Consider the following 24,096-nt stretch of genomic DNA (forward strand, 5'->3'; position numbering starts at 1 on the left):
GAGGCGCGGGTCGGGCCCGACCCGCGCCTCCCGTCCGTCAGACGCGCAGGTCCACCGCGGACGACGCGCGGACGCCGTCCACCTCGACGACCACCCGCTCACCCCAGAACGCGACGCGGTCGCGCACGGCGGCGACCGCGGGGAAGGGGTCCGGGTAGGACCACGCGACGTCCTCGACGGTGCCGTCCGCGCGTCGGACACCCCAGTACGCGGTCGCGTGGCCCTTGTACGGGCACTCGCTGACGGTGTCGGTGGCGACGAGCTCGTCGAACCGGACGTCCTCGCGGGGCAGGTACCAGCGCGTCGGCAGGCCGGTCTCGTACACGGCGACGGGCGAACGGGAGTCGGCGAGCACTCGGTCGCCGTCGCGGACCACCACGTGCCGGCTGCTCGGCAGTGCGTCCACCCGGTTGTGCGGGTCGCGGGGGTGGGTGATGACGCGCTCGTCCTCCTCGTACCAGGCGTCCAGGACCCCGGGGGTCCACGTGACGCCGAGCCACCCGTCGAGGCCGTCGTCGTCCCACGACCAGGCGACGTGCGGGACGACCCGGTCGGGGAGCCGGAGGTGGTACCAGCGTCGGGCCGGTCGGACCGGGCGCCAGGACCGACCCGGTGCGGGTGCGTCGTCCGCCGGCGACAGGAGGTCGGTGCGGACGTCGGCTCGCGGGATCCCGTACTCGGGGACCTTGTGGCCGGCCTCCCACACGAGGATCGGCGCACGGGTGTCCACGACCGTCAGGCCGTCGACGACCGCGCGGACCCAGCGGCTGCTCGGCTCCCACGTGAGGTGGTCCGGCAGGGCGGGGTGACGACGGCGGAGGGTGTCGGATTCGGCGGGCTGCGGCACGGGGCGATCATGCTCCTCGGACGCGGTCCGTGCGCACTCCTACGTTGTGTGACGTCGCGCAACGCTCCGTTACGTCGCCGCTCGTGGACCGTCGGTGGTGCGTGTTTGCATCACTCCACTGACGAGGGAGTGTTCCATGACGCACGTCGAACGGGCCGCCCGCGTGGCCTCGGTGCCACTGCGGATCGCGGTGTTCTCGCACGGGACGGAAGCGCCGCCGGCGAGCCGGGCGTACCGCGACGAGCTGGACCTGTTCGCCGCCGCGGAACGACTCGGGTACGAGAGCGCGTGGGTCCGTCAGTTCCACTTCCGGCACGACGACGACCCGACCCGCGGCGGGCTGCCGTCACCGTTCGTCTTCTTCGCTGCCCTCGCCGAGCGCACCTCGACCCTGCGGCTCGGACTCGGTGCGGTGACGCTCCCGCACGAGGACCCGGTCCGCGTCGCCGAGGACGCCGCGGTGCTCGACGCGCTCAGTGACGGCCGGGTCGAGCTCGGCGTCGCGAACGGCGGCGGCCCGGAGACCCTCGACGTCTTCGCACCGGACCTCGCCCACGCCGAGCACGAGGCACGTCGGGCGGCCTTCGACGCCCAGCTCGACACGCTGCTCGGTGCGCTCCGCGGGGAGCCGCTCGGGACCGGCACGGCCCGACTGAACCCGGACGGCAGCGCACTGCTGGACCGGCTCTGGGACGCCACCCTCACCGCCGGCAGCGCTGCGATCGCCGCCACCCGGGGACACGGGGTCCTGGTCGGCACCACCCAGACGGTACCGGCCGAGGTCACCGCCGCCGCCTACCTCGACGCGCTGCCCGACGGCGCGGTGCCGCGGGTGGCGCTCTCCACCGCGATCTACCCGGCCCGTGACCGTGCCACGGCGCTGCGCGAGGCCCGTGCCGGCATCGAGGCGAAGTACGCGTGGGGCGAGTCGTTCCTGCCCCCGGCGTCGACCCTGGCCGAGAAGGCCGCGTCGCTGAACCTGCACTACGGCACCGCCGAGGACATCGCCGAGTCGATCCTGTCGAAGCCGTACTCCCGGTACGCCACGCAGCTCAACGTGCAGGTCGAGCACGGCTACGCCGACCAGGAGCGTCGGCGCGAGGCCCTCGCGCTCTTCGCGGAGGACGTCGCGCCGCGCATCGGGGCGACGGTGGGGCCGGTCGCACCGGCACGGACACGAGAGGCGGTGACGGCATGACGCGCGACGGCGGCCTCGTGCTGGGCGGGATGGTCTTCTACCCGGGCGGTGAACACGTCACGAGCTGGCGGCTGCCCGGCAGCGAACCGGAGCAGTACCTCGACGTGGAGTACTACGTCCGGTTCGCCCAGACGCTCGAGCGCGGCGGGTTCGCGACGCTCTTCATCGCCGACGAGCTCTACGTCTGGGACCGGTTCGACTCGGGCATCGACCACGTCGTGAACATCCGCACCGAGCCCTTCACGCTGCTCGGCGCGCTCTCGCAGCGGACCGAGCACATCGGACTCGCCGCCACGGTGTCGACGACGTACAACGAGCCGTACCACGTCGCCCGGAAGCTCGCCTCGCTCGACCACCTCAGCGAGGGCCGCGCCGCGTGGAACCTCGTCACGAGCGCCTCCGACGAAGAGGCGTGGAACTTCGGGCGCGACGCCAACCTCGACCACGCGGTGCGCTACCGGCGCGGGGCCGAGTTCGTCGACGTCGTGCAGGGACTCTGGGACAGCTGGGACGACGACGCCTTCCTCCACGACAAGCAGTCCGGGTACTTCGCCAAGCGCGAGGGCCTGCACGTCCTCGACCACCAGGGGGAGTTCTTCCGGGTGCGGGGACCCCTGAACATCGCCCGTCCGCCCCAGGCGCACCCGGTGCTGTTCCAGGCCGGCGCGTCCGAGGCCGGCCGAGCGCTGGCCGGGGCGAAGGCCGAGGGCGTGTTCACGCTCTGGCAGGACGAGCTCGCCGACGCGCAGGCGCTGTACGCGGACTACAAGCGCCGAGCCGTCGACAACGGCCGCGACCCGTCGTCGATGCTCATCCTGCCGGCCGTGTCGCCCGTCATCGGCGACACCGAGGCGGACGCGCTGCGCCAGCTCGACGAGATCGAGGAGCTCACGCCGGACCGCGTCTCGCTCGACCTGCTCTCCCATTACCTGCAGACCGACCTGTCCGACCGGCCGCTCGACGCGCCGTTCGAGCACGTCTTCGACGAGTCGTCGATCACCCAGTCGAAGTCGGTGTACGAGTCGATCCGACGCATCGCCGCGGACGCCACGACGCTGCGCGAGGTCTACCGGACGATCCTGCGGCGCCGGTTCCTGCCCGGGACACCCGAGCAGATCGCGGACTGGCTGACCGAGCGCTACGAGCAGGACGCCGCGGACGGCTTCATGCTCGCGTTCTCGTCGATCCCGGTGAGCGTGGACCGGTTCGTCGACCAGGTGGTGCCGGAACTCGAACGCCGCGGCGTGTACGACCGCACGTACCGCGGGGACACCCTGCGCGAGCACCTCGGGCTGGCGCGACCGGCGAGCACGATCCGGACGGCGGAGGTCTCGGCATGAGCGACCGGATCCTGCTCGGCGCGTTCGCCTTCCACCCCGGCGGCGCGCACGTCACCGGCTGGCGGCATCCGTCGTCGCGGCCGGCCGAGCACCTGACGATCGGCCACCACCGCCACATCGCGCAGAGCGCCGAGCGCGGGTTCTTCGACACGCTGTTCCTGGCGGACGGCCTGTACTTCTGGGACCGGTACCCGTCGGGCGTCGACCACTACGGCGCGCTCCGCCCGGAGCCGTTCACCCTGCTCGCGGCGCTGTCCCAGGTGACCAGCCGCATCGGACTCGCGGCGACGGTCTCGACCACCTACAACGAGCCGTACCACGTGGCGCGGACGATCGCCTCCCTCGACCACATCAGCCGGGGCCGCGCGGCGTGGAACCTCGTCACGAGCCGCTACGACGAAGAGGCCCGGAATTTCGGCGGCGACGCGCACATCGACCACTCCCGCCGGTACGAGCGCGGCCGCGAGTTCGTCGACGTCGTCCACGGTCTGCTCGACAGCTGGGACGACGACGCGATCCGTGCGGACGCCGCGTCCGGGATCTTCGCCGACCGGGACGGGCTGCACCGGCTCGACCACGACGGGGAGTTCTTCCGGGTGCGCGGTCCGCTCAACATCGCCCGGCCGCCGCAGGGCCACCCGCTGCTGTTCCAGGCCGGCGGCTCCGAGTCCGGCCTCGAGCTCGCCGCCGACACCGCGGACGCCGTGTTCACGCGGGGTGGGTCCGCGGCCGACGTCCGCCGGTTCGTCGACGACCTGCGCGCCCGGGCGGTCCGACACGGTCGCGCTGTCGACGCCGTGAAGATCATGCCCTCGGTCATGCCGGTCGTGGGGGAGACCGCCGCCGACGCCCGGGCCGAGGCGGACGCGATCCTGGCGCTCACCCCGGACGCGCTCATCCTCGAGGACGTGTCGCACCAGATCGGCCAGGACCTGTCCGGGCGCGACGTCGACGTGCCGTTCGACTACGCCGAGGAGTTCGACACCTCGAACGAGACCCGGTCACCGAAGCCCGCGGTCGAGCGCCTGCTCGCGGACGGGCCGGCGACGCCCCGCGACGTCTACTCGTGGTCGTACCGGCGGAGCCTGCTCACCGGCACCGGGCCGGAGATCGCCGACCGGCTCGAGGAACTCGCGGACGACGGCGGAGCGGACGGATTCATCGTGCAGTTCCCGTACCTGCCGGGTGGCATCGACCGCTTCGTCGACCACGTCGTGCCCGAGCTGCAGCGCCGCGGCCGGACCGCCACCACGTACGACGACCTCACCCTGCGCGAGCGGTTCGGACACCCCCGCGTGCCCGACCGCGCGCACCGCTGACCGCACCACCCCCTGCACCCCGAACCCAGGAGCCAACCATGACCGTCGACCTCACGTCGCGGCGGCGTCGCCTCAAGCGCCTCGCCCTCGCGGCCACCGCGTCCGCCCTCGCCCTCACCCTCGCCGCGTGCTCGTCCGGCGGCGAGGCCTCGTCCGGCTCGTCGGACGCCGGCACCTACACGCTCGGCCTCCAGGAGCCCGACAGCACCATCAACCCCCTCACCACGTCCGACTACAACGCGATGTTCATCGTCGGGCTGGCATCCGAGGGACTCCTCAGCCAGGACGCGCAGGGCAAGCTCGAGGGCCGGCTCGCCGACTCCTGGAAGGCCTCGTCCGATGGCCGCACCTGGACCGTCACCCTGCGCGACGGCCTGAAGTTCTCGGACGGCGCCGCCCTCACGAGCAAGGACGTCGTCGCGACGTTCGACTCGATCATCGGCACGGACAGCCAGTCGCCCGGCAAGTCGAGCTTCGAGGGCATCCTCGGGTCCGTCGCCGCGGACGGCGACTCCGCCGTGGAGTTCACGCTCGACAAGCCCTACGCCGACTTCCCGTACCTGCTCACCGGCTCGAACACGACGATCCAGCCCGCCGGCTTCACGGCGTCGACGAACTGGGCGAAGCAGCCCGTCGGTGCCGGCCAGTTCGTGCTGTCGAAGTACTCCGCCGGCCAGGGCGCGACGTTCACGAAGAACCCCGACTACTGGGACGCGAAGGACGTCGACCTCGAGAAGGTCGACGTGAAGTTCTACGCCGACGACCAGGCACAGCTGCTGGCCTTCCAGAGCGGCGAGATCGACCAGATCGCGTCGAGCCCCACCGCGACCTCGACGCTGCAGGCCTCCGACTACAACGAGACCAAGCCGTACTACAACAAGTTCGACGGCATCTTCCTCGACGTGACCAAGGCGCCGTTCGACGACCCGGACGTCCGCGAGGCGTTCGCCCTGGCGCTCGACCGGAAGGAGATCGTCAAGACGGTCTACGGCGGGAACGCCGAGGTCGGCAACGACACCACGTTCTTCCCGAGTTCCGCGATCCAGCCGAAGGGCCTCGAGCAGCGGTCGCAGGACGCGGCGAAGGTGCGGGAGCTCCTCGGCGGCAAGACCGTGTCGTTCGAGATCACCACGCTCGACGCCGAGAAGGCGCTCGCCCAGGTGGTGCAGCAGCAGCTCGAGGCCGTCGGCGGGTTCGACGTCACGCTCAAGGTCCTCACGAGCGCGCAGTACTACGCCGACGGGGCCGACACGCCGTGGCTCAACGCCCCGGTGACGATCACGAACTGGGCGCAGCGACTGCCGGCCCAGTACGTCGACCTGATCTACCGGTCCGGCGCCGCCTGGAACGCGTCGAAGTACTCGAACCCGGAGCTCGAGACCCTCGTCGACCAGTACGAGTCGACCACGTCGGAGTCCGAGCGGCAGGACCTCGCCGACCGGATCGCGACGATCGAGTGGACGGACCTGCCGGTGATCGTGCCGGCGTTCGCGTCGAGCAGCATCCTGCTGCAGAAGCGCGTGACGGGGACCTTCCGGTCCGGGCAGGACTTCCCGGGCGGGTTCGACTTCCGCGGGATCGGGGTCACCTCGTCATGAGCACCGCGCGCCGCCGTCGTCTGCTGTCCCTCGTCGGCCAGCGGGTCGTCCAGATCCCACTCGTCCTGGTCGTGGTCTCGATCCTCACGTTCTGGCTGGTCCAGGTCGTCCCGGGGGACCCCGGTCGGAACGCGCTCGGGCAGTACGCGACGGCGGCGCAGGTGCAGGCCTGGAACGTCGACCACGGACTCGACGGCTCCCTCGTGAGCCGGTACCTGCACTGGATCGGCGGGTTCGTGACCGGCGACTGGGGCACGAGCTTCGTGTACTCCGAGCCGGTGCGGGACCTGGTGCTCGGACGGCTCGGCAACTCGCTCCTGCTGGGCGCGTACGCCTTCGTCATCATGGTGCCGGTCGCCCTCGTGCTCGGCGCCGTGCAGGCCTACCGACAGGGGCGCAGGTCGGACCGTGCCGTGACGGTGGGCCTGCTGACCGTCTCCGCGATCCCGGAGTTCGTGGTCGGGATCGTCCTGCTGCTGGTCTTCGCGGTCTGGCTCCGCGTCGTGCCCGTGCAGGCGTCCGGGGCGCTCGACGCGGGGTTCGGCGAGCGGCTCCGGGTGCTCACCCTGCCGGCGGTCGTGCTGGCCCTGGCGTACCTCGCCGTCCTGACCCGGATGGTGCGGGCCGGGGTCATCGAGACGATCCGGTCGCAGTTCCACCGGACCGCGGTGTTGAAGGGGCTGACGACCGGTCAGATCGTCCGGCGGCACGTCGTCCGCAACGCGCTCATCCCGACCTTCTCGGTGCTCGGGATCTACCTCGGCACCCTGCTCGGCGGGAGCGTGATCGTCGAGACGCTCTTCTCGTACCCGGGGCTCGGCGCGCTGCTCGTGTCGGCCGCCGAGCGGAAGGACGCGCTCCTGCTCGAGAGCGGCGTGATGCTCGCCGGAGCGCTGTCCCTCGGCGCGCTGCTGCTCACCGACCTCCTGTTCGTCGTGGTGGACCCCCGGATCCGGTTCGAACGGCGGGTCACCGCATGACCGCCGTCGTCCCCGGAGCCCTCGCCACCGACGCCCCGGTCGCCACCGGGCCGGAGCAGACCGCCGGGTCGCGCCGTGCCCGTCGTGGCTGGCGCGCGCTGCTGGCTCGCCCGACCTTCCTGGTCTCGGTCGCGGTCCTCGTCTGGTGGGTCGTCCTCGCCGTCGGGTGGCACGCGCTCGGGTTGCAGCCGTTCGCGAAGACCGGGGAACTCCTGCAGGCGCCGAGTGCGGCGCACTGGTTCGGCACCGACTCGCTCGGGCGCGACGTCTTCGCCCGGGTCGCGGCCGGAGCCCGCCCGGCGCTCGTGATCGGCCCGTTCGGTGCCGCGCTCGCGACCGTCCTCGGGGGCACGCTCGGGCTCGTCGCGGGCTTCCACCGCGGCTGGGTCGACACCGCCCTGATGCGGTTCTTCGACGTGCTCCTCGCGCTGCCGAGCCTCATCTTCCTGGTGGTGCTCGTGGGGGCGTTCGGCGTCTCGACCCCGGCGCTCGTGCTCATCGTCGGCGTGCTGTTCGCACCGGGCATCGCGCGCATCGTCCGCGCCGCGGTGCTCGTCGAGATGGGCAAGTCCTACGTGCAGGCGGCCCGGCTCCAGGGCGAGAGCGCACTCCGGGCGATGCTCACCGAGCTCCTGCCGAACGTCGTCGGGGTGTTCGTCGTCCAGGCCGTCCTGAGCCTCGGTGCCGCCATCTTCATCACCGCGTCGCTGTCGTTCCTCGGCCTCGGGTCGCAACCTCCGGCCGCCGACTGGGGCCTCGACATCAACGCGAACCGCGCCTACCTGCAGGCCGCCTGGTGGACGGTCGTCTTCCCGGGCGTCGCCGTGGCGTCGATCGTCGTCGCCGCGAACCTCATCGCGGACAACCTCAAGGAGGTCGCCGAGTGAGCGAACCGCTGGTCCGGGTCGAGGGACTCACCGTCGCGTACCGCGGCGTCAGGGTCGTCGACGGGGTGTCCTTCACGATCGAGGCGGGCGGATCGTACGGCCTCGTCGGCGAGTCCGGCTCCGGCAAGAGCACGGTGGCGGGGACCCTCACCGCTTCGCTCGATCCGGATGCCGACGTCTCGGCGGCGGCGCTCGTCGTCGACGATTCGGACGTCCCCACGCTCCGGCGCGAACGGCTCCGGCGCTTCCGGCGTGACGTGGTCGCCGTCGTGCACCAGGAGCCGGGCCTCGCGCTGAACCCGACGATGCCCGTCGGCCGTCAGGTCGCCGAGGTGCTCCGTGCCACCGGGTCGGGGCGGGCCGAGGCCGAGTCCGGCACGGTCGAGGCGTTCACCCGCGTCGGTCTGCCCGACCCGGACACGATCGGCGTCCGGTACCCGCACGAGCTGTCCGGCGGGCAGCAGCAGCGCGTCGCGATCGCGATGGCCCTGGTCTCCCGGCCGCGGCTGCTCGTGCTCGACGAGCCCACGACCGGCCTCGACAGCACCGTCGAGGCCGGGATCATGGCGCTCATCGACGAACTGCGCGAGGAGACCGGCTTCGCCACGCTCCTCATCAGCCACAACCTGCCGCTCGTCGCCGCGCACTGCGAGCGGGTCGGTGTCCTCCGGCACGGCGTGCTCGTCGAGGAGGGCTCCGCCCGAACGGTGCTCGGTGCGCCGTCCGAGCCGTACACGGTGCAGCTCGTCGAGGCGCTGCCGGACATCACCGCGGGCAAGGCCGCACGTGGCACCACGGAGGACGACGTGCTCGTGTCGGTCCGCGGCCTCCGAAAGGAGTACGACGGTGCGGTCGCCCTCGACGGCATCGACCTCGACCTGCACCGGGGCGAGGTCCTCGGCGTCGTCGGCGAGTCCGGCTCCGGCAAGACCACGTTCGGGCGCGCCCTCGCCGGCCTCGTCCGGTACGACGGCACGGTGACCACGGCTGCGTCCGCCGCGGGCGACGGCCCCGGGCAACGGACCCCGCCCGTGCAGGTCGTGTTCCAGAACGCCGACGCGTCGCTCAACCCGAGGCGGACCGTCCGGCAGGTGCTCGGCCGGGCGATCCGACTGCTCGGTGGCGAGGGCAGCGCCGAGGACCTCGCCGCCCGGGTCGGACTCGACGCCGCGGTCCTCGACCGCCGGCCGGCGCAGCTCTCCGGCGGACAGAAGCAGCGCGTCGCCATCGCCCGGGCCTTCGCCGGTCCCGTCCCGTTGGTCGTGTGCGACGAGCCCACCTCGGCGCTCGACGTGTCCGTGCAGGCGCGGATCCTCGACCTCGTCCTGGACCTGCAGCGCACCACCGGGACGACGTGCGTCTTCGTGTCGCACGACCTCGCGGTGGTGCGTCGCGTCGCCGACCGGATCGCGGTCTTCGACGCCGGGCGGATCGTCGACGTCGGTCCGGCCGAGCAGCTGTTCGACGCGGGACGGCACCCGCGCACGCGGGAGCTGGTCGCGGCCGCGTTCGACCTCCGTCGGCGAGCGGGCCTGGTCGCACCGGTGCCCGACGGGGTGGTCGACGCATGACGCACGGGGACGGACGTCCGCGGTAGCGTGCCGCCATGAGCGACGACACGACCCCCGCCCCCGCGCGTGACTCCCGCATCGCCGTCGTGACCGGCGGCGGCAGCGGGATCGGCCGCTCCGCCGCACTCGCGCTGGCGGGCGACGGGTGGACGGTCGTGATCGCCGGACGGCGGCGTGGCCCGCTCGACGAGGTCGCGGCCGTCTCGGAGCGCATCGTGCCGGTCGTCGCCGACGTCTCGGTCGAGGCGGACGTCCGACGGCTCTTCGACGAGACCGTCGCGCGGTTCGGCCGACTCGACCTCCTGTTCAACAACGCCGGCACCGGGGCGCCGGCGACGCAGTTCGACGAGATCACGCTCGACACCTGGGACGAGGTGCTGGCCGTGACCCTCACGGGTTCGTTCCTCTGCGCCCGCGAGGCGTTCCGGATCATGCGGACCCAGACACCGCAGGGCGGCCGCATCATCAACAACGGCTCGATCTCCGCGCACGCACCGCGTCCGCTCTCCGCGCCCTACACGGTCGCCAAGCACGCGGTGGCCGGCCTGACGAAGCAGCTGCAGCTCGACGGTCGGGCGTTCGGCATCGCCTGCGGGCAGCTCGACATCGGCAACGCCGCCACCACGATGGGGTCGGGCACGGCGGACGGGACGATGCAGGCGGACGGCTCGATCCGAACCGAACCGACGATGGACGTCGCCGAGACGGGCCGAGCGGTGGCGTACATGGCCGGGATGCCGGCCGGCACGAACGTGCCGAACCTGACGGTCATGCCGACCGCCATGCCGTTCGTCGGTCGCGGCTGACACCGGACAGGAGGGACGGTGCGGCTCCGCGCGCACCCGGAGTCCTCGACGGCGCGGGTCTGTCGCGGGGCGGACCGTTCAGCCCCGCGCGGCGCGCGCCCCACCGGGCAACGACCGCCGCGCCCGCCGCCACCACGCACCCCACGGCAGCGAGGTCGCGAGCGCCAGGCCGATCACGACGCTGCCGAACCACCCGACGACGACGCCGGGGATCGGCACGAGCAGGCTCGTCCACAGCAGCACCGCGAGGATGCCCAGCACGTACGCCGCCCCCGCCTTGAGGTACCGGAGCCGCTTCAGCCCCGACGCCTCGTCGAGCCGCGAGGTCAGGCGCGCCAGGAACACCGCCCCGACCCCGATCGCGGCGATCGCCACGGCCGCCTGTTCGAGCGCCCCGAGCCCGTCACCGCCGAGCACACCGGAGCCGGACAGGCTGTAGACCCCGTCGAGGATCTCGAACAGCATGAACACCACGAGCCCGCGTTCGAAGACGACCGTCGAGGCGTAGGCGTGGATCCGCCAGGCGCCGCTCCCGGTCCCGATCGACGCCGTGTCGGTCCCGTCCGTGCTCCGGAGCGCCCACGCCGCGATCCGCTTCGACCCGAGGTACGCGCCGATGCCGATCGTCCCGCCGAGGACCACCGGCAGCAGCGTCGGTGGGGACCACCCGGCCTCGACCCCCACGAGCACCGAGGTCAGCAGCACCCCGGTGCCGGCGGTGACCAGCGACCAGACGCGAGGGCGGGCGACCCGGGCGAGCCGCGCCTCCAGTCGGCCCAGCCAGGACCGACGCGACGCGCGGTCCGTGTTGAAGAGGTACTCGGCGAACACGAGCCAGATGAACGCGGCGCCGAAGGCGGCGAGGGCCGGCCGCACCTCGGCGAGGTGCGCCGAGAACGAGCCCGGTGCGAACACGGCCTCGCCCACCGAGCTCGCCGGGTCGGTCGCGTCGCCGACCGCCACCGCGGCCGGTGGGAGCAGCAGCCGCATCGCGAGGACACCAGCGACGATGCCGAGCGACAGGAACAGCCGCCGTGCGGGGGAGTGCAGGCGCGACGCGATGCCGGCCATCGGGACCGACGAGTCGGCCGCCATCGCGATCTCGAGCAGTGCGAGCGCGACGAACGCGAGCGCGGCGGCCGGACCGAGCACGAACCACGCCAGGGCGGCGGCTGCGACGGTGGTGAGCAGGGGGACGGTCAGGAGCGATCTCGTGGCCATCAGCCCATCCAGCACCGTCGGCCTGGGTGGGCAGTGGAGCGCTCCTGGGCATCGGCCTGGAGGAACGGCTCGTTTCGCCCGGGACGGGTGACGGCCCGTCCCCACTTGCGGGGACGGGCCGTCAGGTCACGTCGGCAGGCGGCCGGGTACGGCCTCCGGTGCGGTCAGTCGTGGAACGTCTCGATGGACGCGCCGAGCGAGTTGAGCCGTTCCTGCAGCTGCTCGTAGCCGCGGGCGATGATGCCGACGTTGCGCAGGACGCTCTCGCCCTTGGCCGCGAGCATCGCCAGCAGGATGACCACGGCGGGGCGGAGGGCCGGCGGGCAGCTGACCTCGGCACCCGAGAAGTGCGTCGGGCCGGTCACGTCGAGCCGGTGCGGGTCGCGCAGGGTCACGCTCGCGCCCAGGCGGGTGAGGTCGAGCAGGTGGATCGCGCGGCCCTCGTAGACCCAGTCGTGCACGAGCGTGGTGCCCTCCGCCATCGCGGCGATGACCACGAAGAACGGCAGGTTGTCGATGTTCAGGCCGGGGAACGGCATCGCGTGGATCTTGTCGATCGGCGCGTGCAGCTCGGACGGGTGCACCGTGATGTCGACCAGGCGGGTGCGGCCGTTCGCGGCGGGGTACTCGTCGGTGACGTCGAAGCGCAGGCCCATCTCGGCCAGGGTCGCGAGCTCGATCTCGAGGAACTCGATCGGTGCGCGCGTGACGGTGAGCGTGGAGTCGGTGACGATGCCGGCGGTCAGCAGGCTCATCGCCTCGACCGGGTCCTCGCTCGGCCAGTAGTCCACGACCTCGTCGATGCGGCTCTTGCCGGTGATCCGGAGCGTGGTGGTGCCGATGCCCTCGATCTCCACCCCGAGGAGCTCGAGGAAGAAGCAGAGGTCCTGCACCATGTAGTTCGGGCTGGCGTTGCGGATGACGGTCTCGCCGTCGCGGGCGGCCGCGGCCAGGATCGCGTTCTCGGTGACGGTGTCGCCGCGCTCGGTGAGGACGACCGACTTCGTCGGGACCTCGGTGTTCGCCACGTCGACCTCGTACCAGCCCGACGTCGCCTCGACGTCGACGCCGAACGGGCGCAGGGCGATGAGGTGTGGCTCGACCGTGCGGGTGCCGAGGTCGCAGCCGCCGGCGTACGGCAGGCGGAAGGACTCGTACCGGCCGCTGAGCGGACCGAGGAACATGAGGACGCTGCGGGTCCGGCGGGCGGCGTCGGCGTCGATCGCGTCGAGACGGAGGTCGGACGGAGCGACGATCTCGAGGGTCTCGCCGTCCTCGGACCAGGTGACGGTCGCGCCGAGGCTGCGGAGCACGTCGATGATGCGGTCGACCTCGACGATGCGCGCGACCTTGTGCAGGCGGGTCACGCCACGGTTCAGCAACGAGGCGCACAGGAGCGCCACGGCGGCGTTCTTGCTCGAGTTCACCGCGATCGAGCCGCTGAGCTTGCGGCCGCCCTGCACGCGGAGGTGGGCACGCTGCGGGGCGCCGCCGATCGAGACGATCTGCTGGTCGAGGGCGTCGCTGATGCGGGTGAGCATCTCGAGGGACAGGTTCTGGCCGCCCTGCTCGATGCGGTTGATGGCGCTCTGGCTCGTGCCGACGCGTTCGGCGAGCTGGGCCTGGGTCATGCTGCGGCCCTTGCGGGCGCCCCGGATGAGGGCGCCGACCTCGCGGAGCGGGGCCGGGGTGGTCGGGGGAGCGACGATGGTGGTGTCGGTCATGAGGGGCACGCTAACACGCTCATGAGATAAATCATGGGGGACAACGCCCAGGCTTCTCAGGATCGGGTCGGGAATACACCGTCTGTGAGAACTTCGTCGTCACCTGTCGTCCAGCGGAGCGCGTCGCCGTCGAACGTCCAGACGGTCGCGGCGTCGTCGTCGACCACCGGTTGCGGGTCGCGCAGCCACACGGTGGTGTCCGGCGTCCACCCGGCGATGACGCTCGCGGTGTCGGGGCCGACCGGGATCGCGGTGCCGGCTGCGCGGAGCCACGCGCGGACCGTCACGTGGACGGCGTCGTGGGTCTCGGCGAGCGCGGACCAGTCCGGTGTCAGCCACCGTCCGTCGCGGCCGGTGGTGCGGTACCAGTCGTGCCGGCGCGTCGTGTCGCTCACGTCGACGGACCACCGGCGGCAGAGCGCACCCCAGTCCTCCGCGGAGTCGACCACCAGGACGCGGACGTCCGGTGTCGGGTGGATCGGAGCGACGGTGGCACGCTCCCAGCCGAATCCGTCCTCCACCGCCCAGAGCCCGATCGGGCCGAGGGTCCCGACGGCGGCGGTGGTGGTGACGAGCTCGGACGGTGGTGTCGACCACCAGGAGCCGCTCACGTTCGCCGCGGCCGGGCGACGACGATCGCGGGGCCGCACTGCGGCCACCTCGGTCGTCAGTGCGCGGTGCCACGCAGTGAGGCTCCGGGCTGCTGCTCCCGGACCGGCGCCGCGGTCGGGGTGCCGCCCGTGCTCGCCGTCGAAGACCGTGCTCCACTGCGTCACCGCTCCGGGCGGTTCGACGACGGCGGTCACCGCGGGGAGGGACGCCCAGGTGCTCGCGAGCCGGGCGAGCGCCGGGGCGAACTCGGACCGGGCGAGCAGGACGTCGGTCGCGTCCGGCTCCTGCCAGGACATCGCGGTGTCGGCCGTGTCCGCGAGCGCGCGGAGGACCTGCGTGGTGTCGATCGACCGCGGGTCGACCGTGTCGATGACCGCCTCGAGTGCGCGGACGACCTCGGACGTCGACGGAGCGGGCTCCGGTCGGTCGGCACCGGGTCCGAAGAGCGAAGGAGCGTCCCCGCGATCACGGTCGAGGTGGTACTCGGTCCAGACCATCAGCTGGTACAGGTGCTCGGCGACCGCGGACGACTCGTCAGCCGCGTGTCCGAGGAGCTCGAAGCAGAAGCGTCGGCCTCGGGGGCCCACGAGCAGGTCCTCGGGGGTGATCACGGCGTCAGGCTACTGCGCACGTCCTCGGTCAGGGGCGTGCGAGCCGGCCGCGCACGATCGAGTCGCCCGAGTGCGCCGGGTCGCCGTCGTCCGCCTCGGCCGAGACGTCGACGACCGGGAAGCGTGCGGTGTCCATGCCCGACGGGACCGTGAACCGCCCGCGGTCGCCGTCGAGGAACCCGACGCTGACGAGCCCGTCGAGGTCGGAGCGCATCATCCAGACCTCGCGCAGGGCACCGGTACCCGTTCGTCCGGTCCCGCCGCGCAGGTCGACCACGAGCGAGAGCCGCCCGTCGCGGTCCCGTTCCAGCTCGGCGGTGCCACCGGCGCCGGACCATCCGGGCAGCGCGTCGAGCTCCGCCCGCGCGAGCACGGTCTCGGACGCCGAGCCGGGGAGCCCGGGCAGGGCACCCGTCGCCACGCCGATCCCGAGCACGATCGCGAACGCCCCGACGACGGCCGCGACGGTCAGGAGGACGCGCCGACGGCGGTGGACGCGGGGCCCACCGGGGGTGACCCGTCCGCGGGGGCGGGTCGTTCCTCCTGGGCGGCCCGTTCCGGAGACCGCGACCGGTGCGGTTGACTCCGCCGGGAGGTCGCGCGGCGGACCGTCCCGGACCTCCGCGGCGATGCGGTCCCAGACCGCCTCCGGGGGTGCGTCGAGCCGGACGTGGGAGGACGAACGCGTCACGGCGGCCACGCGCTGCAGGTCCGCGACCTCGTCGCGGCACCGGGCGCAGGCAGCGAGGTGCTCCGTCACGGCGTCGTCGGCCACGACACCGGAGACCGCGAGCATGGCGAGCGTCTCGTCGTCGACGTGCTTCATTCGATCACCTCGAGACGTGTTCGGAGCCGAGCCAGACTTCGGTGGATGTGACTCTTGACGGTGCCGAGGGGGAGTCCGAGCCGTTCGGCGATCTCACGATGGCTCAGCTCGTCGTAGAACGCCAAGCGCATGACCCGGCGTGGCACGTCGTCGAGCCGGTCGAGCTCGCCCGCGACCAGTGCGCGTTCGGCGAGGTCGAACTCGGACTCCGGTGCCGCCGCGGTCTCCTCGACGACGGTCGGGTCGGTGGTCCTGGCGTGCCGTGTCCGTTCCGCGAAGGCGTCGGCGATGCAGTTCCGGGTGATCCCGACGAGCCAGGCGCCGAGTGGGGCCCGCTCCGGGTCGTAGCTGGCACTCCGGCGCCAGGCCTTCACGAAGACCTGTTGCGTCACGTCCTCGGCCGCCGACTGGTCGCCCAGCGCGCGGAGCGCCAACGAGTACACGAGCGGGGACCAGCGGTCGTAGACGGCGCGCAGGGCGTCCTCGCTCCCGGCGCTGAACGCGTCGGAGAGTTCGCTGTCGTCCGGGAGGGTGGTCGTCACTGGATCCTGTCGCTGGCGTGGTCGTCGTCGACCGTGACCCGATCGTACGGCGGTCGTGATCGGTCCGGTCCCGGGCGGTCAGGCGGGCGTCGCGCTGATGATGAGGTTGCTCTTGTAGTGGTGGGTGGACTCGTCGAACGCGCCGCCGCAGGAGACCAGGACGAGCCGTCGCGGTCCGTCGGTCCGGAAGACCGAGGCCCACGGGAGGCCGCGTTTGGCGACGAGGGCGACCGAGTCGATCCGCCACCGGGTCCGGTCACCGGCCGTGTCGGTCACGGTGACGGTCGTGCCGGTGGGGACGTCCCGGAGGTGGGCGAACGGCCCGACGCCGTAGCCGACGGCGTCGACGTGGGCGGCGATCACGACGGTCCCCGTGGTCGACGCCGGTGCTGCGCCGTACCGGTACCAGCCGGCGACGGCCGGGTCGGGCGGCAGGGACATCGCGCCCTGGTCGTCGACCCCCTCGGGACGGACGTCGGCCCGCACCCCGGCCCAGTCGACGGCGATCCGGGCCGGAGCGGCGACCCGGACGGTCGGTGGGACCGTGGCGCGGACCTGGGGTACCGCGGTCGAGAACGCCGACGGCGCCGGGGTCGGCGTCGACGACGGCCCGGAGAGGATCGCGGTCGAGGGGTGCCCGTCGGGGGTGGGGGAGCCGCCCGACGAGCACCCGGTCAGGATGGTCGCGGCCACCGCGGCGACGACGAGCGCCGCCGCGGTGGTCCGGACCGGGGACGGCACGGTCAGTGACCCGAGTCCTGCCGCTGGTCCCCGGTCACGGTGCGGCGGCGCCGGAGCACCACCGCGCCGATCGCGACCGCAGCCGCGAGGGCTGCTGTCGTCCCGCCGACGATCCCGACGGTGTCGGTCCGGTTCGTCGCGACGAGTCCGGCATTGCCGGCCGGGACCCCGTTCGGCGTGCCGCCGAGGTCCGAGATCGTCTGGGTGGCGAGCGCCAGGTTCTGGTCGTCCAGGCTGCCCCAGGCGTACACGATCGTGTCGGCGCCGGCGGTGACCGCGACGTCGGCCGGACCGATCACCGGGTCGGTCGTGCCGGTGGCGGCGACGGATGCCGAGACGGTTCCGGCGGGGAGCTCGAGTGCCTGCTCGTCCGGGTTCGACAGGTTGCTGACGACGGCCTCGCCACCGGCGAGCACGTCGACCGCGGGAGCGGCTGCGACGTGCCGGACGACGAGACGGCCCTGTCCGGCCGGGGTGGCCGAGACGTCGTTGGTGAAGAGCGTGGCGGTGGGCTTCCCACTGGTGTCGTCGTGCGCGACGGCGGTGTAGTTCCCGCCGGCGTCGAGCGTGACGTCCACGGGGCCGATGACCGGCTCCGACGCATCGGCTGCGTCCGAGGCGGTGATCGCGAGCTGGTGGGCGCCCGCCGGGACCATCATCGGGCCGGCGAGGGTCCCGGGCGTGAAGTCGTCGAGGGCGCGCTTCCCGTCCAGGTAGACGTCGACCGTGACGTCCGGGACGGCGTGCAGGACGGAGAGCGTCGCGTCCCCGGTGGCGGCGGAGGCGGTGGCCGCCGGGACCGCGGCCGCAGCGGCGGCGAGCAGCACACCGGCGGCGAGGCCGGTGGCGAGTGTCTTGCGCATGTCGGGTCTCCTTCTGGCCCCTTCGGGCCGGTACGGACGACGTCGTCGTCGACGTCACACCGGCACTACCGGCGGACGGGGCCGATCGGATGCAGTGGATCCGGAATCCGGCGTCGGCAGGTCATGCCGGTCATGCCGGTCATGCCGGTCATGCCGGTCATGCCGGTCATGCCGGTCACGCCTAACGAACGGCCCCGGCCCGCCGATAGTCCTCGGTGCAGCCCACGGACGGGCAGCATCCCGCCCCACGGACGGCGGCGGGACGATCGAGAACCAGGACGGGCCATGATCGTCGTCACACGACTCAACGGCAGCGGATTCGCTGTCAACCCCGATCTCGTGGAGCGCATCCAGGAGACGCCGGACACGACGCTCATCATGGTCGACGGCGCCAAGTACATCGTCCGCGAGTCCCTGGCCGACGTCATCGACCTGATCGCCGCGTACCGGGCACGCATCGTCGGCATGGCCTACGGCACGGACACCGCCGCGCGGAACGCCACCGGCCCGCAGCCGACGCTGGCACCGGTCGCCCCGATCCACGCCGTGTCCACCGACCGGGCACCCCGCACGCAGGACGGGGGTCGCTGACGTGGACATCGCGACGATCATCGGGATCCTGCTCGCCTTCGGCGCCCTGTTCGGCATGGTCGAGATGGAGCACGTCGAGCTCGCCGGGCTGTTCCTGCCGGCACCGATGCTGCTCGTGTTCGGCGCCACGATCGGTTGCGGCATCGCGAGCACGACCCTCAAGGACGCCATCGCCAGCTTCAAGGCCGTGCCGAAGGCGTTCACCGGCAAGGTCACCCCGCCGCAGTCGGTCATCGACGACGTGGTCGGGCTCGCCGAGACGGCCCGTGCGAACGGTCTGCTCGCGCTCGAGCAGGAGGCCGACAAGCACGACGACCCGTTCATGAAGAAGGCGCTGCAGAACATCGCGGACGGCACGGACGGCGACGAGCTGCGGATCCTGCTCGAGGACGAGATCGAGTCGAACGCCGCCCCGGTCCGGTCGGCCAGCTCGTTCTTCATGGGCCTCGGCGGCTTCGCCCCCACCGTCGGCATCATCGGCACCGTGGTGTCGCTGACCCACGTCCTCGCGAACCTCGGCAAGCCCGACGAGCTCGGTCCGCTCATCGCGAGCGCGTTCGTCGCGACGCTCTGGGGCCTGCTCACCGCCAACTTCCTGTGGCTGCCGATCGGCGGGAAGCTCCGCAAGCTCGCGCAGCTCGAGGCCGACCGCCAGACGCTGCTCATGGAGGGGCTCCTCGCGGTGCAGGCCGGCAGCCAGCCGCGCCTGCTCGGCGAGCGCCTGACCGCCATGGTCCCGCCCGCGGCGCGCGGTGGGGACGCCAAGGGCGGCAAGGCGAAGGCCGGCAAGGGCAGCGACGCAGACGCCGACGACCAGCAGCTGGCGGCCTGACGATGAGCGCCAACCCCCGCGGGCGCGGTCGTGGACGCTCGAAGAAGTCGCACGACGAGGCCGAGCACCCCGACGAGCGCTGGATGGCCTCGTACATGGACATGATCACCGTGCTGATGTGCATGTTCCTCGTGCTCTTCGCGATGTCCACGGTCGACCAGCAGAAGTACATCCAGCTGAAGAACTCGCTCGCCACGGGCTTCGGCGAGGTGAAGTCGCAGAAGGTCGACACGGCGTCGGGCACGGTCGTGACGAAGGACGAGGTCAAGGACGGCTCCGGGTACTCCGTCGACAAGTCCCAGGCGGACCACTCGACCGCGTCGTCCGGCACGAAGGACACCAACGTCGACCCGGCCTCCACCGTGGTCCCGACGACCGCGACGAAGGCCGACGTCGCCGCGGCGAAGAAGGAGCTCGACGACCTGCAGGCCATCGAGCAGGCGATCAAGGCGAACCTCGCGAAGGCCGGGCAGACGTCGAACGTGCAGTTCACGGTCGACGCCCGCGGGCTCACGGTCCGGCTGGTCGGCAGCGAGACGTACTTCACCACGAACAGCGCCGACCTGTCCGACCAGGCGAAGCGGATCATGGACGCCATCGCCCCCGTGCTCAAGACCAGCGGCCACGACGTCAGCGTCGAGGGCCACGCCGACCAGCGGAACTCCACCGCGCCGTACGCGACGAACTGGGAGCTGAGCGCCGCCCGCGCGACCGGGGTGCTCCGCGACCTCGTGGAACGCGGCGGGATGCCGGCCCAGCACATCCAGAGCGTCGGGTTCGGTTCGAGCCGTCCGCTGGCGAAGGGCGGGACGGACGCCGACCTCACGCTGAACCGGCGGGTCGACATCGTGGTGCTGTCGAACCAGGACCAGGACGTCAGCGCGCTGATGCCGGCCCTGGCGAAGGCGCAGGACGGGGCACGAGCCGGCTGAGTGCACCACCGCCCCAGAAAGGGGCACAGTACTGACGGGTCTTCCACAGCGAACCGATAGACGCACCCGTGACCGAGACCCTGCCAGCGCCCGAGGTGTACGACTTCGCGCGCCCGTCGACGCTCGCCCGCGAGCACGCCCGGGTCCTCGAGCTCGCCTTCGAGACCTTCGCGCGCCAGTGGGGCACCCAGCTGACGGCGAAGGTCCGCGCGGTGAGCCAGGTCACGTGCGAGCAGGTCCAGATGACGACGTACGACGAGTACGCCGCCTCGCTGCCCGCGCTCACCGGCATGGTCCTGCTCCCCATCGCGGACGTCGTCCCGAAGGGCGTGCTGCAGGTCCCGCTCGACGCCGCGCTCACCTGGGTCTCGCACGCGCTCGGCGCCTCCAAGCCGCTCCCGACCCCGGACCGGACGTTCACCCCGATCGAGCAGGCGCTCGTCCGCAAGATCGTCGAGGACGCCCTCGACGACCTCCGCTACTCGTTCGGCGGCCTGCTCGCGCACGACGTCACCGCCGGCGGCTTCCAGTTCAACTCGCAGTTCGCCCAGGCCGCCCAGAAGGGCGACCTCATGATCGTCGCCTCGTTCACGATCCGCGTGGGGGAGCGCGTCGCCCCCGGCACGCTCGCGCTGCCGGCCGACGCCGTCCTGCCGCAGCTCGGCGAGGCCGCTGCCCACGTCACCCCCGCCGACGCCCGCGCCCTCGTCGACGCGCAGCTCGCCGGCGTCCCGGTCGGCGTCAGCCTGCGGTTCGCCCCGGCGACCGTGCTGCCGTCGCAGGTCCTGCGCCTCGCCGTCGGCGACGTGCTGCCGCTGCCGCACCCGCAGCACCGCCCCCTCACCATCGCGGTCGACGGCGAGCCCGTCGGCACCGCCGCCGTCGGCGCGAACGGCTCGCGCCTCGCCGGCATCGTCGTCACCACCACATCGGAGCAGCCCGCATGACCGTCACGACCACCCTCCACACGCAGGCGGCCGAGGCCCTCGCCGCGCAGCTCCCGACGGCCGCTCCGCTGGCAGCGGTGGCGGTCCCGGGAGGCGCGACCCCCGTTGCCCTCGAGGCCGCCGGTGACGCGGTGGTCGCGTCCTTCGTCGGCGGCCTGTCGGCCGACCTCGTCCTCGTGCTCACCGACCTCGAGGCCGTCGTCGCCGCGGGCGGCACCGACCACGGGATCGTCGACGTGACCGACGTGCTCCGCCCGTCCCTCGAGGCCGCCGCCGGTGTCCTCGGCGTCGGCGTCCTCGGCGACGCTCGGCGCGAGTCGGCCTCGGCGCTCCTGGCCGACCCGGACACGGTCGTGTTCGAGCTGACCGCCGGTGGCGTCCCCGGCGGCTGGTTCGCGCTGCGCGTCCGCGAGAACGGCACGGTGTCCGCACCTGCCGCCGCGGCGCCGACGACGAGCCTGCCCGCCGGGAACCTCGGCCGGATCAACAACGTCGAGATGACCCTGACGGTGGAGATCGGCCGCACCCGGATGTCCGTGCGCGACGTGCTCGGCATGGAGCCCGGCGCGGTCGTCGAACTCGACCGCAGCGCCGGAGCCCCGGCCGACGTCCTGCTCAACGGCCGGCTCATCGCGCACGGCGAGGTCGTCGTCGTCGACCAGGACTACGCGGTCCGGATCACGAAGATCCTCGACGTCGCCGAGAGCGTCTGAGCCCCGACGTGGACACCGCCGTCATCGTCCTCCGCGTCGCGCTCTCGCTCGGCGTCGTGCTCGCCCTGATGTGGGTGCTGCACCGTCGCGTCGCGAAGAGCGGCCTGGGTGCGGGCAAGGCCAAGGGCCGCCGCTCGGCGTCGGTCGAGGTCGTCGGCCGCCAGGGCATCGGCGGCAAGGCGAGCGTCGTCGTCGTCGACGTCGAGGGCGAGCGCCTCGTGCTCGGTGTCTCCGAGCACGGTGTCGCCCTGCTCACCAGCGGGCAGGCGCCGGCGCCGGAACTCACGATCGTGACCGGGCCGGTGACGCTGCCGGTGCGTCCGACCCCGTCGGCCGACCGCTTCCGTCAGGAACTGGAGCAGCAGACGGCAGCTGAGCCGTCCCTCCCGTCCGACGCGGCGCAGCCGCTGCCCATGCGTCCCCGCAACCGCCGCTCGCAGCGCACCACGCTGCCCACGGCGCAGCAGCTGCAGGGGTCGATCCTGTCCGCAGACACCTGGCGGCAGGCCGCCTCGGCGCTCCGGAACCGGCGGGCCGGGTGACCGCGGCACGCACCGGACGCCTGATCGCCCTCCTCCTGCTGGGGGTGACGATCGTCGCCGGCTTCCTCATGCTCACGGCGACCGGCGCCCACGCGGCCGGTGTCGTGCAGCCGACCGCTCCCGCCACGCCCACGCCGCCGTCGACCGGTGACTTCAGCGTCAGCGTGAACGGCCCGGACGGCACCCCGTCGTCCGCCGTGGTCACCCTGATCGGGATCACCCTGCTCAGCGTCGCACCGGCCCTCATGCTGATGATGACGTCGTTCACGAAGATCTTCGTGGTGCTCGCGATGACGCGGAACGCCCTCGCGCTGCAGTCCATCCCGCCGAACCAGGTGCTGGCCGGCCTCGCGCTGTTCCTGTCGCTCTTCGTGATGGCCCCGGTCCTCGGGCACATCAACGACGACGCCCTGCAGCCGTACCTCGCCGGCCACCTCGACTTCACCCAGGCGGTCGAGATCGGGACGAAGCCGCTGCGGACCTTCATGCTGCACCAGACGCGTGAGGAGGACGTGGCGCTCATCACCCGTGCCGCCGGTCAGGACAACCCGAAGTCGATGGCCGACGTGCCGATGACGACGGTGATCCCCGCGTTCGTGATCTCCGAGCTCCGCAGCGCCTTCATCATCGGGTTCGTCATCTTCATCCCGTTCCTGGTCATCGACCTCGTCGTCTCCGCGGCGCTCATGTCGATGGGCATGATGATGCTCCCGCCGGTCATGATCTCGCTCCCGTTCAAGATCCTGCTGTTCGTCCTCGTCGACGGGTGGGGGCTCATCATCAAGTCCCTCATCGAGAGCTACCAGGTGGTGCACTGATGAACCAGCAGGCCGTCATCGACCTCACGCTCCAGGCGCTCCTGGTGTCGGCGAAGCTCGCCGCGCCCGTGCTCGTGACGTCGCTCGTCGTGGGCTTCGCGATCTCGCTGTTCCAGTCGGTCACGCAGATCCAGGAGGTCACGCTCTCCTTCGTGCCGAAGGCCGTCGCCGTCGCGATCGCCCTGGTCGTCTGCGGCAACTGGATGATCTCGGAGATGGTCGGGTTCACGCACGTCGCGTTCGACATGATCCCGAAGCTCTTGGGAACGGCCTGATGGAGCTGTCGATCGACGGCGACCGCCTCGAGGCGACGATGCTCGCCGGCGTCCGCCTCGTCGCGTTCTTCGTCATCGCGCCGCCGTTCTCGTACCGCGCCTTCCCCGCGACGGTGAAGGTGATCCTCGGCATCGGGCTGGCGATCGGCGTCGCCCCGCGCGTCGCGGTCGGGTACGAGTCGCTCGACACCGGACCGTTCCTGCTCGCGCTCCTGACGCAGCTCCTCGTCGGGCTCGCCCTCGGGTTCCTCGTGTTCCTCGTGTTCGCCGCCGTGCAGTCGGCCGGTGCGCTCATCGACCTGTTCGGCGGGTTCACGCTGGCGCAGGCCTTCGACCCGCAGTCGCAGGTGAACGGCGCCCAGTTCACGCGGCTGTTCCAGATGGCGGCGCTCGCGCTGCTGTTCGCCTCGGGCGGGTACCAGCTCATCGTCGCCGGCCTCGTGCGCTCCTTCGACGCGGTGCCGCTGACCGGCACGTTCGACCTCGGCGGCCTGGCGTCCGTGCTCGTCACCGCGCTCACGCAGATGTTCCTGTCCTCGCTGCAGATCGCCGGGCCCCTCGTGGTGGTGCTCTTCCTCGCCGACGTCGGCCTGGGCCTGCTCACGCGCGTCGCCCCGGCGCTCAACGCCTTCCAGATGGGCTTCCCGATCAAGATCGGGCTGACCGTCGTCTTCGCCGGCGCGCTCTTCATGGCCCTGCCGTCCGTCGTCTCGTCCCTCACCGGCGACGCGGTGGCCGCGATCACGGGACGGGGGTGACG

Annotated in this window: 25 protein-coding genes; 17 read left to right on the plus strand and 8 right to left on the minus strand. The window is 72.3% G+C overall.

What is annotated here, in order from left to right; translation table 11 throughout:
- Positions 1–37: 37 nt before the first annotated feature.
- Positions 38–847: a DUF427 domain-containing protein gene (locus BIV03_RS02995; protein WP_071294607.1), complete on the minus strand. Its 810-nt coding sequence runs from the start codon at positions 845–847 to the stop codon at positions 38–40.
- A gap of 136 nt (positions 848–983) precedes the next feature.
- Here BIV03_RS02995 and BIV03_RS03000 point away from each other — a divergent pair, with 136 nt between their 5' ends.
- From BIV03_RS03000 to BIV03_RS03035, 8 genes are read left to right on the plus strand one after another with little or no spacing between them, the layout of a single operon-like run.
- Positions 984–2,045, plus strand: coding sequence for an LLM class flavin-dependent oxidoreductase (locus BIV03_RS03000; RefSeq protein WP_070418888.1), 1,062 nt, complete (start codon positions 984–986; stop codon positions 2,043–2,045).
- Positions 2,042–3,385: an LLM class flavin-dependent oxidoreductase gene (locus BIV03_RS03005; RefSeq protein WP_071294608.1), complete on the plus strand. Its 1,344-nt coding sequence runs from the start codon at positions 2,042–2,044 to the stop codon at positions 3,383–3,385. Before BIV03_RS03000 ends, BIV03_RS03005 begins: the two co-directional genes overlap by 4 nt.
- Positions 3,382–4,704, plus strand: a complete 1,323-nt coding sequence (locus BIV03_RS03010) for an NtaA/DmoA family FMN-dependent monooxygenase (protein ID WP_071294609.1) — start codon at positions 3,382–3,384, stop codon at positions 4,702–4,704. Before BIV03_RS03005 ends, BIV03_RS03010 begins: the two co-directional genes overlap by 4 nt.
- A 38-nt stretch (positions 4,705–4,742) precedes the next feature.
- On the plus strand, positions 4,743–6,302 hold the full coding sequence (locus tag BIV03_RS03015; protein WP_071294610.1) for an ABC transporter substrate-binding protein: 1,560 nt from the start codon (positions 4,743–4,745) through the stop codon (positions 6,300–6,302).
- The gene (locus BIV03_RS03020) at positions 6,299–7,282 is read left to right on the plus strand and encodes an ABC transporter permease (RefSeq protein ID WP_070418892.1); all 984 of its coding nucleotides are present in this window, start codon (positions 6,299–6,301) and stop codon (positions 7,280–7,282) included. Before BIV03_RS03015 ends, BIV03_RS03020 begins: the two co-directional genes overlap by 4 nt.
- A complete protein-coding gene (locus BIV03_RS03025) occupies positions 7,279–8,169 on the plus strand; it encodes an ABC transporter permease (RefSeq protein WP_083403168.1) in 891 nt (296 codons plus the stop codon). The genes BIV03_RS03020 and BIV03_RS03025 overlap by 4 nt, the downstream gene beginning before the upstream one ends.
- Complete coding sequence (locus BIV03_RS19410; RefSeq protein ID WP_071294611.1) at positions 8,166–9,740, plus strand: ABC transporter ATP-binding protein; 1,575 nt, start codon at positions 8,166–8,168, stop codon at positions 9,738–9,740. The genes BIV03_RS03025 and BIV03_RS19410 overlap by 4 nt, the downstream gene beginning before the upstream one ends.
- Positions 9,741–9,775: 35 nt before the next feature.
- On the plus strand, positions 9,776–10,546 hold the full coding sequence (locus tag BIV03_RS03035; protein WP_071294612.1) for an SDR family oxidoreductase: 771 nt from the start codon (positions 9,776–9,778) through the stop codon (positions 10,544–10,546).
- Between the two features lie 78 nt (positions 10,547–10,624).
- On the opposite strand, the gene BIV03_RS03040 is transcribed toward BIV03_RS03035, so the two are convergent.
- From BIV03_RS03040 to BIV03_RS03070, 7 genes are all read right to left on the minus strand, one after another.
- Positions 10,625–11,767: a DUF475 domain-containing protein gene (locus tag BIV03_RS03040; protein WP_071294613.1), complete on the minus strand. Its 1,143-nt coding sequence runs from the start codon at positions 11,765–11,767 to the stop codon at positions 10,625–10,627.
- Positions 11,768–11,931: 164 nt separating this feature from the next.
- Positions 11,932–13,491 (minus strand): UDP-N-acetylglucosamine 1-carboxyvinyltransferase, encoded by a 1,560-nt coding sequence (locus BIV03_RS03045; protein WP_070418895.1) that lies wholly within the window; start codon positions 13,489–13,491, stop codon positions 11,932–11,934.
- Positions 13,492–13,547: 56 nt separating this feature from the next.
- Positions 13,548–14,714: a hypothetical protein gene (locus BIV03_RS03050; RefSeq protein ID WP_071294614.1), complete on the minus strand. Its 1,167-nt coding sequence runs from the start codon at positions 14,712–14,714 to the stop codon at positions 13,548–13,550.
- 28 nt (positions 14,715–14,742) lie between these two features.
- A complete protein-coding gene (locus BIV03_RS03055; RefSeq protein ID WP_071294615.1) occupies positions 14,743–15,540 on the minus strand; it encodes an anti-sigma factor in 798 nt (265 codons plus the stop codon).
- A complete protein-coding gene (locus BIV03_RS03060; RefSeq protein WP_071294616.1) occupies positions 15,537–16,082 on the minus strand; it encodes an RNA polymerase sigma factor in 546 nt (181 codons plus the stop codon). Before BIV03_RS03060 ends, BIV03_RS03055 begins: the two co-directional genes overlap by 4 nt.
- Before the next feature lie 78 nt (positions 16,083–16,160).
- Positions 16,161–16,823 carry a class F sortase gene (locus tag BIV03_RS03065; protein ID WP_083403169.1) on the minus strand — a complete coding sequence of 221 codons (663 nt, stop codon included), beginning with the start codon at positions 16,821–16,823 and terminating at the stop codon, positions 16,161–16,163.
- A gap of 2 nt (positions 16,824–16,825) precedes the next feature.
- Positions 16,826–17,686, minus strand: coding sequence for a DUF4397 domain-containing protein (locus BIV03_RS03070; RefSeq protein ID WP_071294617.1), 861 nt, complete (start codon positions 17,684–17,686; stop codon positions 16,826–16,828).
- Positions 17,687–17,971: 285 nt separating this feature from the next.
- On the opposite strand from BIV03_RS03070, the gene BIV03_RS03075 reads away from it, so the two are divergent.
- The 9 genes from BIV03_RS03075 to BIV03_RS03115 all read left to right on the plus strand — a co-directional run bounded on the left by BIV03_RS03075 (position 17,972) and on the right by BIV03_RS03115 (position 24,094).
- On the plus strand, positions 17,972–18,277 hold the full coding sequence (locus tag BIV03_RS03075) for a flagellar FlbD family protein (RefSeq protein WP_070418899.1): 306 nt from the start codon (positions 17,972–17,974) through the stop codon (positions 18,275–18,277).
- A gap of 1 nt (position 18,278) precedes the next feature.
- Entirely contained in the window at positions 18,279–19,109 is an 831-nt protein-coding gene (locus BIV03_RS03080) for a motility protein A (protein WP_071294618.1), read from the plus strand.
- 2 nt (positions 19,110–19,111) lie between these two features.
- Positions 19,112–20,041 carry a flagellar motor protein MotB gene (locus BIV03_RS03085; RefSeq protein ID WP_071294619.1) on the plus strand — a complete coding sequence of 310 codons (930 nt, stop codon included), beginning with the start codon at positions 19,112–19,114 and terminating at the stop codon, positions 20,039–20,041.
- A 68-nt stretch (positions 20,042–20,109) separates the two neighbouring features.
- A complete protein-coding gene (locus BIV03_RS03090; protein ID WP_083403170.1) occupies positions 20,110–20,988 on the plus strand; it encodes a flagellar motor switch protein FliM in 879 nt (292 codons plus the stop codon).
- Complete coding sequence (gene fliN, locus BIV03_RS03095) at positions 20,985–21,701, plus strand: flagellar motor switch protein FliN (RefSeq protein ID WP_071294621.1); 717 nt, start codon at positions 20,985–20,987, stop codon at positions 21,699–21,701. Before BIV03_RS03090 ends, fliN begins: the two co-directional genes overlap by 4 nt.
- Positions 21,702–21,709: 8 nt before the next feature.
- Positions 21,710–22,243, plus strand: a complete 534-nt coding sequence (locus BIV03_RS03100) for a flagellar biosynthetic protein FliO (RefSeq protein ID WP_071294622.1) — start codon at positions 21,710–21,712, stop codon at positions 22,241–22,243.
- A complete protein-coding gene (gene fliP / locus BIV03_RS03105) occupies positions 22,240–23,061 on the plus strand; it encodes a flagellar type III secretion system pore protein FliP (protein ID WP_070418904.1) in 822 nt (273 codons plus the stop codon). The genes BIV03_RS03100 and fliP overlap by 4 nt, the downstream gene beginning before the upstream one ends.
- A complete protein-coding gene (fliQ, locus tag BIV03_RS03110; protein WP_070418905.1) occupies positions 23,061–23,336 on the plus strand; it encodes a flagellar biosynthesis protein FliQ in 276 nt (91 codons plus the stop codon). Before fliP ends, fliQ begins: the two co-directional genes overlap by 1 nt.
- Positions 23,336–24,094 (plus strand): flagellar biosynthetic protein FliR, encoded by a 759-nt coding sequence (locus BIV03_RS03115; RefSeq protein WP_070418906.1) that lies wholly within the window; start codon positions 23,336–23,338, stop codon positions 24,092–24,094. The genes fliQ and BIV03_RS03115 overlap by 1 nt, the downstream gene beginning before the upstream one ends.
- Positions 24,095–24,096: the final 2 nt, after the last annotated feature.

Origin of the sequence: Curtobacterium sp. MCBA15_016 (assembly GCF_001865105.1) — a bacterium.
Classification (GTDB): Bacteria; Actinomycetota; Actinomycetes; order Actinomycetales; family Microbacteriaceae; genus Curtobacterium.

Coding starts and splice junctions, on each gene's coding strand:
- BIV03_RS03055 (WP_071294615.1), bottom strand. CDS start 15,540: ATGAAGCACGTCGACGACGAGACGCTCGCCATGCTCGCGGTCTCCGGT.
- fliQ (WP_070418905.1), top strand. CDS start 23,061: ATGAACCAGCAGGCCGTCATCGACCTCACGCTCCAGGCGCTCCTGGTG.
- BIV03_RS03005 (WP_071294608.1), top strand. CDS start 2,042: ATGACGCGCGACGGCGGCCTCGTGCTGGGCGGGATGGTCTTCTACCCG.
- BIV03_RS03115 (WP_070418906.1), top strand. CDS start 23,336: ATGGAGCTGTCGATCGACGGCGACCGCCTCGAGGCGACGATGCTCGCC.
- BIV03_RS03010 (WP_071294609.1), top strand. CDS start 3,382: ATGAGCGACCGGATCCTGCTCGGCGCGTTCGCCTTCCACCCCGGCGGC.
- fliN (WP_071294621.1), top strand. CDS start 20,985: ATGACCGTCACGACCACCCTCCACACGCAGGCGGCCGAGGCCCTCGCC.
- BIV03_RS03025 (WP_083403168.1), top strand. CDS start 7,279: ATGACCGCCGTCGTCCCCGGAGCCCTCGCCACCGACGCCCCGGTCGCC.
- BIV03_RS03035 (WP_071294612.1), top strand. CDS start 9,776: ATGAGCGACGACACGACCCCCGCCCCCGCGCGTGACTCCCGCATCGCC.
- BIV03_RS03045 (WP_070418895.1), bottom strand. CDS start 13,491: ATGACCGACACCACCATCGTCGCTCCCCCGACCACCCCGGCCCCGCTC.
- BIV03_RS03020 (WP_070418892.1), top strand. CDS start 6,299: ATGAGCACCGCGCGCCGCCGTCGTCTGCTGTCCCTCGTCGGCCAGCGG.
- BIV03_RS03040 (WP_071294613.1), bottom strand. CDS start 11,767: ATGGCCACGAGATCGCTCCTGACCGTCCCCCTGCTCACCACCGTCGCA.
- BIV03_RS03075 (WP_070418899.1), top strand. CDS start 17,972: ATGATCGTCGTCACACGACTCAACGGCAGCGGATTCGCTGTCAACCCC.
- BIV03_RS03070 (WP_071294617.1), bottom strand. CDS start 17,686: ATGCGCAAGACACTCGCCACCGGCCTCGCCGCCGGTGTGCTGCTCGCC.
- BIV03_RS03085 (WP_071294619.1), top strand. CDS start 19,112: ATGAGCGCCAACCCCCGCGGGCGCGGTCGTGGACGCTCGAAGAAGTCG.
- BIV03_RS03000 (WP_070418888.1), top strand. CDS start 984: ATGACGCACGTCGAACGGGCCGCCCGCGTGGCCTCGGTGCCACTGCGG.
- BIV03_RS03015 (WP_071294610.1), top strand. CDS start 4,743: ATGACCGTCGACCTCACGTCGCGGCGGCGTCGCCTCAAGCGCCTCGCC.